The organism is Candidatus Scalindua japonica (assembly GCF_002443295.1).
Lineage (GTDB): Bacteria > Planctomycetota > Brocadiia > Brocadiales > Scalinduaceae > Scalindua > Scalindua japonica.
In genome coordinates this window covers 37,213-51,524 of record NZ_BAOS01000010.1, presented here as the reverse complement: position 1 = coordinate 51,524, position 14,312 = coordinate 37,213, and the positions used below count along the sequence as shown (strand labels likewise).

General features: G+C 35.8%; 6 protein-coding genes. All 6 read left to right on the top strand.

Annotated features, from left to right (window positions below):
• Positions 1–314 precede the first annotated feature (314 nt).
• The 6 genes from SCALIN_RS06225 (at position 315) to SCALIN_RS06195 (ending at position 14,305) form a co-directional block, all read left to right on the top strand.
• Positions 315–998 carry a hypothetical protein gene (locus SCALIN_RS06225; RefSeq protein ID WP_096893544.1) on the top strand — a complete coding sequence of 228 codons (684 nt, stop codon included), beginning with the start codon at positions 315–317 and terminating at the stop codon, positions 996–998.
• A 63-nt stretch (positions 999–1,061) separates the two neighbouring features.
• The gene (locus SCALIN_RS06220) at positions 1,062–1,850 is read left to right on the top strand and encodes an outer membrane lipoprotein-sorting protein (protein ID WP_096893543.1); all 789 of its coding nucleotides are present in this window, start codon (positions 1,062–1,064) and stop codon (positions 1,848–1,850) included.
• Between the two features lie 218 nt (positions 1,851–2,068).
• Positions 2,069–4,405: an efflux RND transporter permease subunit gene (locus tag SCALIN_RS06215; RefSeq protein WP_133111720.1), complete on the top strand. Its 2,337-nt coding sequence runs from the start codon at positions 2,069–2,071 to the stop codon at positions 4,403–4,405.
• A gap of 601 nt (positions 4,406–5,006) precedes the next feature.
• The gene (locus SCALIN_RS06205; protein WP_096893540.1) at positions 5,007–5,969 is read left to right on the top strand and encodes an acyltransferase domain-containing protein; all 963 of its coding nucleotides are present in this window, start codon (positions 5,007–5,009) and stop codon (positions 5,967–5,969) included.
• A 259-nt stretch (positions 5,970–6,228) separates the two neighbouring features.
• Positions 6,229–7,785: a B12-binding domain-containing radical SAM protein gene (locus SCALIN_RS06200; protein ID WP_096893539.1), complete on the top strand. Its 1,557-nt coding sequence runs from the start codon at positions 6,229–6,231 to the stop codon at positions 7,783–7,785.
• Positions 7,786–7,894: 109 nt separating this feature from the next.
• Positions 7,895–14,305 (top strand): non-ribosomal peptide synthetase, encoded by a 6,411-nt coding sequence (locus SCALIN_RS06195; protein WP_096893538.1) that lies wholly within the window; start codon positions 7,895–7,897, stop codon positions 14,303–14,305.
• Positions 14,306–14,312 lie beyond the last annotated feature (7 nt).

The following is a 14,312-nucleotide window of genomic DNA, read 5'->3' as shown; positions in this document are numbered from 1 at the left end:
ATCATAAAATCCTGGCACACCTTTCCTCCACTTACATTTTTCACTTACATTTTTTTACTTCATCCGAGACCATTCGTTATCCATATAACTTAAGTATACTTAAGCGGTCTAATCAACTCCCTCTGTACAATTTGCTGTGTGTATTGTATCTGCCTTTTTCATTTACTTTTTTTAAGTGCGCTTTTTGATGAGATTTGTTTTATTATACACATCCAATTACCTGAAATAATTTATTTAAAGCTTTTAAGGTATATAAATACTCTTTTAACTAAAGCATTCTCAATACTGACAAAATTCGAGGAATATCTGTTGGTATGAAAAGCAAGCGTCCAATAAATGCCAAGAACAATAGGTTAATGGTGCCGGTTTTTTTTAAATTTTTAAATTTATTGGCTATAACTGGTATATTCGCACAGGAAACAACCGGTACATCAATGTCTGCGGATGACGTTTCTATTGGAAAAGAAATCAAAGAGTTTTTACCTGACTTGGACTTAAATGGTAAATTTAAATTAAATTTATTTGATCATTTTCATAATGTGGAACAGGATAAAAACTGCTATAGATTTGAATTTGATCTCACGCTAGATATTAACGGAAATATTGGTGATAACACAACATATTCTGTAATTCCTAGATTACGCTTTGATAATGTCAGCTGGGCCTCAGAAATAACTAAGATTGTTAATATTATTCGTGGACGCCAAGAGTTTCCGGCAAACAATATAGACAACTCTCAATTTGCTGTACGATTAAGTTCCAGCACATTGGTGGACGGTTGGGATGTTTCGTTAAGTTATTATGATGGTATTCAACAGATCGGCGTGGCGCGTCTTGAACAGGATTTTTACCTCTGCTATTCGGACGATCTTCCACTCTCACACTGTTTCGAGTATTTCCACATTTTCGTGAAATTGGGGCTGATTTCTCAACTACATTTAATAAACTTGAAGTACATGGTGAGGCTGGTGTACATTACACGGATGGAGACAAAATGATCGGTTATTGATTATTTTTACCCAGAGTTTTTAATATTAATCAAGTCTTTAAGGAGAGCCAGGATGAAGATGATAAGATTGTTATATTATGTGCTTGCTTTACTCGTCTGTTGTCGGGCAACACATGCTGATATGACAGGTAGGGAAATTATGGAAAAGCAGAAAGACCAGCATGAGTTGCAATCTGAAAAAACTGTTGTACAAATGACCCTTGAAAATAAAAAAGGAAAAATAAAAGAAAGACAGATTGTAAATTATGTCCTTAAGGAAGATACAGGGCTTAATAAGATCATGATTAAATTCAAAGCGCCTGCTGACATAAAAAATGTTGGTTTGCTCACATGGGAACAAGGTGCTGATAGAGAGGATGATCAGTGGTTATATCTACCTGCTTTAAAGAAAGTTAAAAGGATCGCGACCAGCGGGAAAAAGAATAAATTCATGGGGACTGATTATGCTTATGAGGACCTGCGCCCTGAAAATCTGGTTGTTCATAATTATGAGTTAAAAGGGGCCCAAACAATAGATGACCATGATTGTTATGTAATTGAAGCGGTCCCCTCTACAGAAAATGAGAAAAAAAATAGCGGTTACAGCAAGCGATTACTGTACATTAGAAAAGACATTCTCTATACCATTAAAAGCGAATATATTAATAAGAAAGGGAAGATGTTTAAGATTTTAACTACTGATGAGCTGGTAAATGTTAAAGGTAATATATGGCGTGCCGAAAAGTCTATTATGAAAGACATTAAGGCGAAACATTCTACAAGGTGGAATATCATCGAAAGAGATATCACAACACTCCTAGACAAACATTTCTTCACTCAGCGAAACTTGAAAAAACCTTGAACATTATCAGTAGGGTTGCATGGGTGTTCATGAAAAAACATACAAGATTAAGAGGTAGGTGTTTTTAGTAGTGCTGGTTAAATTGTTACCAAGTGGTGTTAAATCAGGACAAAATTGAATAATTACTACTGAATTTTTTCGATTAAGTACAATGATAATTATTAGATCTTACTATTTATTCGGGGCTTTTGTGGCATTGATTTGACTTGGAGTTAATTTTGAAAACATTAATGTCTTCAATTATCAAACACCCGTTCATTTGTTTAACGGTCCTTTTAGTGTTGACTGGTTTCGCTGTCATTCCATTACCTGGGTTGATTATAGACCCTTCCGGTGAGGGAATGATGGTTTCTGGTGATCCCGATAAGGATTATTATGAGGAAGTAAAAAAAATTTTTGGTGATGATGTTCTCGTTACTGTCTGCATAACAAGCGACAATATTTTTCAGGAAGAGATTCTACAAAGTATAGAAAACATATCTGACAAGATTGGTAATATAACATTAAATATTGATGACGAGGATGTAGAAGTTGTTACACGCGTCATTAGTTTAACCACAGTTAATAAAATTGTTGGTAGAGAAGGTTACTTGGATATAAATCAGTTAATTGATTACATACCTTCAGGGCCAGATGAGTTAGAAAAGATTAAAAAAAATGCATTACAAAATGAGACATTCCTCAATGATATAGTCTCAAAGGATGGTAAAACAGCTGCCATCAATACTTATATTCAAGCCAGCCCACCAGGATATCTTTCTTATAATCATGAAATAAAAAATAAAATCCAGGAATTTATTGACATTGAAGCCAAGCGTTTAAAAAAACAAGGAGTTAATGCAGAAATCTTCCAAATCGGTCTCCCAGTCATAAAAGTAGAAGTCGCAGAATATATTGAAAATGACTTGAGAATGTTTATGCCTATTTGCATAACCGTTTCGCTCATAATTTTATGGTTTTCTTTCCGTACAATATCTGCCGTAATAATACCATTAACTACGGGCATGATAAGTGTCGCGTGGACACTTGGTATTATGTCTTTTGTGGGATATCCAATCAATGTGATATCTAATGCTTTACCAGTCCTTCTGATTGTTGTTGGGTGCACTGAAGACATTCATATGCTTTCAGAATACTATCATCAATTGAAGGCAGGTAATGAAAAACATATTGCGATTCGTAATATGTCCATTAAATGTGGCCTGGCGATATTTCTCACTTCTTTAACTACAACTCTTGGCTTTTCTGCTTTAATTTGTAATAAGATTGTGATGATTAGAGAGTTTGGTATTTGCTCTGCCATTGGATTAATATGCAACTTTATTGTAACAATTCTGTTTGTGCCTACTTTTTTGCAATGGACAAGAGTTCCAAAAAGCTTTACAACAGTATCGAAAAAGAAAACTTCTTTGATAATGGGATCTATTAGTGATTTTATTTGCCGTATAGTAGTCCACAAAAGAGTCTTCATAATAATTGGTACTGCCATGGTTATAATATTAGCTGTTTTCGGTACGTTTAAAGTAAGACCAGATGCTGATTACACTAATTTCTTCAAAAAAAATTCTAGTATCAGAGTAAAACTAGATAAACTACATAATCGAATTTCTGGTGGAAAAAGTATGTTGATTGTCATCGATTCAGGCCAGGAAGGGGGAATTGCAGGTCCGGAAATAATGACTGCTATTGCAGAATTTCAGGATTATCTGAATCAAAGATTTGATAAGACTATCTCTGTTGCAGATTATGTTAAGATTATGCACAGGGAAATGAACAATGGAGATAAGGAGTTTTTTAAGATACCGACATCGAGGGAATTGATTTCACAATATTTATTATTGATGGATGGTGACGATCTGGAACGTGTGCTTGATTCCGCTCATTCTGCTGCTTGTATCATAGTCCGACACAATATTATAGGTTCCTGGCAAGTAAATAAAGAGTTGGATGCAATAAAAGATATGAGCAAACAGCTTTTTCCAAAATATGTTCAGGTGAAAATAACAGGTATAGATATTCTTAATAAAAAAGCTGGAGATTATATGTCTAAAGGTCAAATCATGGGGTTGGGATTAGGCTTGGTGATTATTTTTTTCATCATTTCTATCCTCTTTCTCTCCCCATGGGTGGGGTTTTTGGCTATGATACCGAATATGATACCTATCCTTTTAAACTTTGGCATTATGGGCTGGTTTCATATACCATTGAGTCCAGCTACTTCTATCGTAGCTATAATAGCACTTGGTATTGCAGTTGACGATACCATACATTTCATGGTTCGTTTTCACAAAGAATTAAAAAATACAAACAATCAAGATGAAGCGATCTCTCGCACTCTTAAAAAGGAGTTACTTCCAATTATGTCTACCTCAATCGCCTTGGCTCTCGGCTTTTGTATTCTCATTTCTTCTAATTTTGTTTCTAATATATGCTTTGGTTATTTGGCAGCTATTGCAATGTTGGTAGCGTTGGTAAGTGATCTTTTTGTTACTCCTGGATTATTGCTTGCTACTCATCTTTTTTCTTCCAGGAACGTATTAAAAGTAAAGAATTAATAAGGCCTTTATAAAACAAATCCTCTATTTCAGGACCTGAAAGCGTCTGAGATTAAGAGAGTGGCCTTCTTTGGTGTTATCCCTGCGTACAAAGATAATGATTCGTTATGAAGACACGGTTTTTCGCAAGATTAAACATGGGTAGCGGCGAACATGGAAGTGTTACAGCTTCTCTGGCCTATATTCATGCACATGAATATTCCTACATACTCAATAACCTGCAAAACATCGTACATCATAAAGAAATAAATTATTTTCAAGGCCTGAAATATGAACGACGTAAATTAAGTTATTTTGGGCAGTTATGCTGCGAAACTCGCAGTTTCAAATTATATTGAAGAGGTTGATTTGTCTTAAAATAGAGATAGTTTCCGGTGTCTTCAATCAACCTTTTGTCAGTCGTCTTGCAGCAAGTAAGACGGTACTAGACAACTCAATAGAACGTTTTTTAGTATGTTTTAATGAGTTTTTTTCATAAAATGCAGTTTTGTAAAACTACAACCAAAGTACCTGCAGTTATCTAACGGAGGAAACTTTTTCAATATAAAAGGCGGCTTGAAAAACTTCCTCTTTGCTTGCTTGTACTTTCTAATTTTATGTTATGAATAAACCTATAGTCTTTATGTTTTCTGGTCAAGGTTCTCAGTATTATCAGATGGGGAAAGAACTTTATGAAAAAAACGAAAATTTTCATTACTGGATGAATTATTGTAGTAAAATTTATGAACCTTTAATTCATGCCTCTCTGGTAGAGATAATTTACATGGAGAGACCTGATAGGTTTGAACCGTTTGATAAAACAATTTATACCCATCCGGCAATATTCATTTTTGAATACAGCTTGTATCAAACCATTTTAAGCCTTGGGATAAAACCTGGTTACCTATTAGGTTATAGCCTGGGTGAATATGTGGCGAGTGTGGTTGCTGGGGTGTTGAGCCTTGAAGATGCGATAGCTTTAGTTCATAAGAATGCGGAGCTAACTATAAATTTAACTCCCAATGCGAGTATGATGGCTATTCTTACTAACTATAAGTTCTTTAAGCAAAATACAGAACGGTTCTCTGATACTACGATTGCTGGCATAAACTACGACAATCATTTTGTAATAACCAGTGACCATGGAAAGCTGGAAAAAATAAAGTCATTTCTTGATGAAATTGACATTTCAGCTCAAATACTTCCCGTTAGTCACGGATTTCATTCGTATCGAATGGACCCAATTGAAAATGAATTTAAGCAGTTTTTAAAATGCCTTTCTTTTCTGGAAATAACCATCCCGATTATTTCTCCTTTATATCAGAGATTGCTGAAGCATGACGACATTCACGTTGATTACTATTATCAAATTACAAGACAGCCAATCAACTTCCTGGCAACAATTGAATCTTGGGAACGAAATGGAGACTTTACATATATTGATATTGGACCGTCTGGAACGTTAGCGAATTTTGTTAAACAAATAATCAAAAATGAATCTGGATCAAAATCTCTAACAACAATTGATATGTTTGGAAGAGACTTAAATAATATAAAACGATTACAAAGTGTCCTAAATCAATAACAACATCGATAAGGATGTTATTTAAAAGAGATATATTTGTCTTGGAAAACCAGGTATAAAACAGCCATAATATATTGATCTTACAGGCTATGATAATTAATAACTTGAGACTTTAAAAAAGATCCTCTTGTGTTTTAAACAATTTAATGTTTTCAAGAAAACAGTTATGTGTTTTTAAATACAAAAGAATTAACGAAATTTTAAACCTGAAGAGCATTGTTTAGTAAGTTTTATATAGACCAATGAAAAGAGTAAAAAAATGAAAATTGAATTAATATCTCCTGCAGCTGAAACATGTGCCTGGGTTTTGAGGAATTTTGAGGAATTGGGTAAGCTTGTGGGAAATGAAATATTTATGGTGTACCCCATAGCGTTACCAACTATTGCGGCTTTAACTCCTTCAGATATTGAAGTCACCATTATCGATGAAAATATCCTTCCAATCAACTTTGATAAACAGGTTGATTTAGTGGGAATAACCACTTTAACATATACAGCTAAGCGTGCTTATGAAATTGCAGATAAATTTAGACAAAAAGGAGTAAAAGTAGTTTTGGGTGGCATTCATCCTACAATGCTGGCTGATGAGGCCCTTGAACATGCAGATAGTATAATTATCGGTGAAGCAGAAAATGTTTGGCCTGAATTTATAGAAGACTTCAAAAATAACAGACTAAAGAATATATATCAATCCACAAATAAAACTAAATTAGATGAACAAGACATACCCAGGCATGATCTTTTGCATTCTGGAAGATATTTAATGAATAGTGTTAACACTACTCGTGGTTGTCCCAATAATTGTGAATTTTGTCTGGTACATACTTTTTTTGGAAAGGGAATGCAACATAAACCTGTTTCCAAAGTGATTGAAGAAATAAAAAGATTTCCTAAATGGTTTCTACTCGGGAAATATTTTTTCCTCAAAATAGAAAAAGGAATTTTCTTTTCAGACGATAATATTTGTGCAAATAACAGGTATGCAAAAGAATTATTTAGTGCACTGGTCAATTTAAAAATTATGTGGTGGAGCCAGGCTCAATTAAATATTGCTAATGATAATGAATTATTAAATTTAATGGATCGTTGCGGATGCTACGCAATCTTAATTGGGTTTGAATCCTTAAAATCAGAGAATTTAAAAATAATGAATAAAAAGGTAAATAAGATTAGCGAATACAAAAAATCTATTGATAAAATTCATTCTCATGGAATTTACATTTTACCCTCTTTTATCTTGGGAAATGATGCAGACGATGTTGAGGATTTTAAAAAATTGGTTGATTTTATAAATAAAAATAATTTTTTCGCAACAACGTTATCAATTCTAACTCCGTTTCCTGGAACTATACTTTATAAGAGAATGGAAAAAGAAGGAAGAATTCTGGATAGAGATTGGAACAATTACAACTTTCAAAGGGTAGTCTTTAAACCTCAAAATATGACACCAGAAGAATTGCAAAATGCCTATTATTGGGTGCTTCAACAAATTCATGCGTATCCTGCCATTTATAAAAGACTAACTGCCCTATGGAATACGGGCCATTTTAAAAAGTATGCTGGAAAAATTCCATTTTATCTAAGGATCTTGAGCTTTCTATACATTACTAAATATTTATGGACCAAAGATCTCTCTCAAATAAAATTTATTTTGAAAATAATGTTGATTGCATATAAAAGAAGCACTGATGTTCTTGCCGTATTATTAGGAATAAACTATCATTATTATGTTTATTCTTTGCCTAAAGGAATTGATCCTGTAGTCTACAGAAATAAGTTAAATCATGAAGAAAAAAATAAAGAAAATTATTTATAATATGAGTAGAGGAAGAGATAAAGATGGCCGCTGACGCTGCTTTGAAAACTTTAATGTTAATACCTGAAAGAATTGAAAAATTTGTTTGGAAAATAAAAAAGAAGTGAATATGAAGAATAGAGAAAATAACACACAAGCAGTTTCTCGTTTTGATTTTAATGAAGGGAAAAGGGAAAGAAGTGTTTTGCTGGAGCAAGATGAAGGAGTATCTGTAAAAGAATCTGTTCAATTAACGGTAAGCGCTACATTTACTTCTGAACCAGTTGAAGACTATATAAGGTGGTGGTGTAAACAGTTTGATGTGGATATAGCTATTCAATTTGCACCATATAATCAGGTTTTTCAGGAATTGCTTGACCCATCAAGTTTAATATCAACTACTGATGGGGTTGTTTTATTATTAATTCGCTTTGAGGATTGGATTCGCAATGATCAAACCCCAGATGCAGAAAGGTGTAAAAAAATAGAGAGAAACTTTTTGGAACTTACTGAAACACTAAAAAATAAAAAAAAATCAGCTTCCTATTTTGTTGCAGTATTTCCAGTTTCCACACATTTATCATTAAGCGATACAATGATGAGTTATTTAGGGCATATGAACATTCGCTGGAAAAAAATTTTAAAAGAGATAGAGGATATACATATAATAGATTTTACGGAATTGGATCGGCTTTATAACATCAAAAACATTTTTGATATACAGAAAGACGAAACTGGTCATCTCCCCTTTAGTGATGAATATTACGCAGCAATGGGAACAATAATTGCCCGAAAAATATATTCATTTAGAACGCAACAATTTAAAGTTATAACACTTGATTGTGATAATACGTTATGGAAAGGTGTTTGTGGGGAAGATGGGGCTTTAGGTGTTATCATAGATAATTTTCATTTAGAATTACAAAAGTTTATACTTCAAAAATACAACGAAGGGTTCTTATTGGTTTTGTGCAGTAAAAACAATGAAACAGATGTGTGGGATGTGTTTGAAAACAATCCGCAGATGATATTAAAGAAAGAACATTTTGTCAATTGGCGAATCAATTGGCAAGCGAAATCAGAGAATATAAAAGAGTTAGAAAGCGAGTTAAATTTAGGAAAGGACAGCTTTATATTTATAGATGATAATCCTTTGGAATGTACAGAGGTAATGACCAACTGTCCTGAAGTTTTAACACTTCAATTACCAGAAGATGCTGATCAGATTCCTGCTTATCTAAAACTTGCCTGGGCATTTGATAGATTTAAAGTTACCCGGGAAGATAAAAAACGCACATCAAAGTATATTGCTGAAAGTAAAAGACGGAAGGCGCAGGAGGGCGTATCCTCGTTACCTGATTTTCTCAAAGGGTTAGAATTGAAAATGAGTATGAATCTGGTTGAGAAAATGCAAATAGCTAGAGTTTCTCAATTAACCCAGAGGACGAACCAATTTAACTTGAGTACTATTCGTAGAACAGAAGAAGAAATAGAGTCTTTGATTAATATGCCAAATATTAAATGCTGGGTAATTGAAGTGACTGACCGATTTGGAGATTATGGATTGGTTGGTGTCGTTATTATTAAAGAGGAGAAAGATAAATTATTTCTCGATACATTTTTATTAAGCTGTAGGGTCTTGGGAAGAAGGATAGAAGATGCAATAATGTTAAGGCTCAAGAAATATTGTAAAAAGCAGAATTTGACTTCAATAGAAGCAAAATTCTATCCAACGGACAAAAATAAACCATTCTTAGATTTTATTGAAAGAGAAAAATGTGAGAAAGTTAAAGGTGATTACGATTATATTAAATATAGCTTACCAATAAATAATATTCCGGATTCGATCGATTTTATAGAGTGCTATTATGATTCTAACTTTAGAACTAGAGAATTAAAAAACCAGGATGATATTGGAGAAACTTATCAGGTAGATCAGTTAACTTTACATAAAAGTAAAAATAACAAATTTTGTAAAAGAAATAATTGGAGCTTAAATATAGTAAATGAAGAAAACTTATTACATAGACATCATCTAATACCAATCGAATATTATACTGCGAAAATGTTGTTGGGGTTGCCTATTAATTTCTTACGTCAATTTGGTAAGGCATCAGCATCAAAATTATTTAATAATTTTGAAAATGCGTCTCCAGGCGAACGATATGACCTCATAATAGCTTACATTAGAGACCTGGTTGTCAAAGTTATGGTGCTTGATTCATCTCAGTTGTTTGATTCACAACAATCCATGATGGAACTGGGACTCGATTCTCTGAAGGCCATCGAGTTGAAGAATGTTTTGAGTACCAGTCTGGGAGTGGACATTCCCTTGATTGACTTTCTACAGAATATTAGTGTTGCCCATCTTGCAAAAAAGGTACTTGATCAGTTGCCTGATTCCTTTTCTTCTTTTAATCACCCTCATGTTTCATTGCCCAAGATAGTACCTTCTCAAGACCAGCGTTACTTACCTTTCCCACTCACTGATATGCAGCAGGCTTATTTGATTGGTCGAAGCGGTACTTTCGGGTTGGGTAAAGTGGCATGTCATCACTACGTTGAGGTTGAAAAAGAGGGAGTGGATCTGGGGCGGGTCAATCATGCCTTACAAAAGTTAATAGAACGTCATGACATGTTGCGTGCTGTCATTCTGGCAGATGGTCAACAGCAGATAATAAAACAATTACCCTCTTACCAAATTGATGTTTTAGATTTACGTGGGCAAGATTCTAAGGCAATAGCATCTCGTCTGGAAGATATTAGACAAAATATGTCCCATCAATTACTTCCAGTTAACAAATGCCCTCTGTTTGAGATTCGAGCTTCTCTGTTAAACGACCAGCGTACCAGGTTTCACATAAGCTATGATCTCATGATCGGTGACATTCGGAGTATCCAAATACTCATTTATGAATTTTCCTTACTTTATAATAATCCTGAAGTTTCTCTTCCTCCTCTTAATATCTCATTCAGGGACTATGTATTCGCCATGGTTGCTTTTAAAGACTCTGGACTATATCAGCAGTCTCTGGATTATTGGCGGGGCCGTTTGTTGGAGTTGCCTCCTGCGCCTGAGTTACCACTAGTGTCAAATCCTGATTCCATAACATCTCCCCGATTTATCCGAAGGAGTGGTGGATTAGAGCAGGGAACTTGGGTTCGATTAAAAAATAAAGCATCACGAGCGGGGATTACCCCCTCAGGGATATTATTGGCTGCCTTTGCAGAGGTCCTTACCACTTGGAGCAAAAGTTCTGAATTTTCCATTAATTTGACACTCTTCAATCGTCATCCCCTGCATTCTCAAGTAAATTACGTCGTAGGAGACTTTACTTCAACAACTATACTTGCAATAGATAATTCGGTAAAAGACACTTTTGAAGTCCGGGCCCGCTGTCATCAGAATCAGCTTTGGAAGAATCTGGATTATAGCTATGTTAGTGGCGTGCAAGTCCAGAGGGAACTTGTTCAAGCCAGTGGAGATGCTTCGATGTCGACAATACCTGTTGTATTTACAAGTGGTCTTGGACTTGGTGTGTCTGGCCAGGATAACTTTGCGTTGACTGGAGTAGTTGATATGGTTTATGGCATAAGCCAGACACCTCAGGTTTGGTTCGATCATCTGGTGTATGAGGAAACTGATGCCTTGGTCTTTAACTGGGATGTGGTGGATGATCTATTTCCTGATGGACTTATAGATGATATGTTCAGCGCCTATTGCCGTTTCTTACAATGCTTAGCAGATGATGAGAAGGCATGGCAGGAAGTAACTTCTGAATTAGTGCCACCTGATCAGCTTCAGCAGCGTGTTTCCGTCAATACCACTGAAGCACCGATTTCAAATGAATTGCTTCATACTATGTTTGAAAAACAGGTGTTATTACGCCCCAACCAAAGTTCAGTGGTAACTTCAAGTAAGACGTTAACGTATCAGGAATTACATCAACGCTCAAATAAGATTGGATATAAGCTTAGAGAGATGGATGCTAAACCAAATACTCTGGTTGCAGTGGTTATGGAAAAAGGTTGGGAGCAGGTTGTTGCTGTGCTTGGCATTCTAAAATCAGGGGCTGCATATCTTCCCATTGATCCTGGTGTTCCCAGGGAACGACTCTGGTATCTTTTAGAAATAGCTGAAATTCGGTTTGTTTTAACTCATTCAAGGTTGGATGTGACATTGGAGTGGCCAGATAATGTAAAGCGATTTAGCTTAGACAAAGAGAATATAGAAGGATTTACTAAAGGGGATCTAGAGCCTGTACAGAATGAAGAGGATTTGGCCTATGTAATTTTCACCTCTGGATCGACAGGACAGCCGAAGGGAGTAATGATTGATCATAGAGGAGCAGTTAATACGATTATTGATATCAATCAGCGATTTAATGTGGGACATGAGGATAGCGTTTTTGCTATTTCAGAATTAAATTTTGATCTATCTGTCTACGATATTTTTGGCTTACTGTCGGTAGGCGGTACGATTGTCATGCCTGATGCATCAAAAAAGTTGGAGCCATCTCACTGGCTTGAGTTGGTTACGCGAGAAAAGGTAAGTATATGGAACTCTGTACCGGCTTTGATGCAGATGTTTGTGGAACATGTGTCTGGTCAACAATCAACTGCCGGTCTTTCCTCAATTCAGTTGGTATTAATGAGTGGGGATTGGATTCCAGTGACCTTGCCTGCTTCAATAAGAAATTTGATCAAAGGTGTAAAATTAATTAGCCTCGGTGGCGCTACTGAAGCATCAATCTGGTCGATTTTATTCCCTATAGAAGAGGTTGCTCCTGAGTGGAAAAGCATTCCGTATGGTCGACCAATGAAGAACCAATGTTTTCATGTTTTAAGTGAAATGCTGGAGCCGTGTCCGATGTGGGTCCCAGGTCAGTTATATATTGGAGGTATTGGCTTGGCAAAAGGGTATTGGCGAGATGAGGAGAAAACAGATAAGAGTTTCATGACGCATCCGAAGACGGGAGAACGTTTGTATTATACAGGAGATCTGGGTCGATATCTTCCTGATGGAAACATAGAGTTTCTTGGAAGAGAGGACTTTCAGGTTAAGGTACAGGGTTATCGAATAGAGTTGGAGGAGATAGAGGTTGTTTTGTCACGGCATCCGGCTGTTAGTTCAGTAGTAGTTACAGCATTAGGTGAGTTGTCAGGTAACAAGCGCCTGGTAGCCTACGTTGTCCTCAACAATGGACAGATACCAACAGTAAATAAGCATGCAAACGCTAAGGATGACAAGACCGGGGACTTCGAAGTGCACCGGATAGAACAGGTACAGTTATTTGACCCAATGGAACGCCTGCAATTTAAGCTAAAAGAAATGGGGATACACAATAAAGAAGGTGATAAGCCTTATACACAACTAATCAAACCAATGCTCAATGAAAACTTGAAAAAAGTCTTTACTGAACGTCGCAGCTTTCGAAGATTTCTACAAGAGCCCATTACCTTAGAACATTTCAGTGAGTTTTTAAGTTGTCTCCTTCAGATTAGAGTTGGTGAATCGACATTTCCAAAGTATCGATACGGTTCTGCTGGAGGACTCTACCCGGTGCAAACATATATATATATTAAGCCAGGCAGGGTGGATGGACTCACCGGAGGAACGTACTATCATCACCCTATTGATCATCGTCTTATGTTGATATCAGCTAATCCAAATATTGATGCAGGCGTATATACTACAGGAAACAACACTATATTTGATGAGTCAGCTTTTGCGGTCTTTTTCATTGGACAGCTTAACGCTGTCTATCCCATGTATGGAGTATTAGCAAGAGATTTTTGTATGCTGGAAGCAGGAATAATGAGCCAGCTTTTAGAAACTACAGCGGTTGATAATCAGATCGGACTGTGCCAGATTGGAGGTTTTGATTTTCAACAAATAAGACATTTATTTGACCTTGAGGAAAGCCATGTTTACCTTCACAGTTTAGTTGGTGGGCGGGTTGATCAACAAATTAAAGACCAGTCATTAGTTCAGGAAATGAGTAAATCACCTTCTTTTGTTCAATCCGTTCAAGAATCGAAACCCGACGATGATATTGTTGTTGAATTACAGAGATACCTGGCAGAGAAACTACCAGAATACATGATACCATCATCTTTTGTTGTGATTGACTCCATGCCTCTGACTCCTAACGGCAAGGTTGATCGCAAGGCCCTGTCGGGTCTGGAGGGGAATCTTGACTCTGAGTTGGAAATAACTGATAAAGTAATACCCCAAACCGAATTAGAACGAAACATAGCGACAATCTGGAAGGAAGTACTAGGTAGAGAAGAGATAGGTATCAATGACAAATTGTTTGATCTAGGTGGTAATTCAATACACATAGTCCAGATTAATAACAAATTGCAAAAACTGCTTAAGCGCGATATACCAATGCTTCCAATGTTTGAATACCCGACTATTAGCTCTTTTGCCAAATTTTTAGGCCAGGAACAAAGTGATGAATATTCTTCTCAACAAGGTTTGAGCCGAGGTGAGGCTCGTAAATTGGCAAGAAAGCAACGAAATAAAGGACTGTAAAATTACA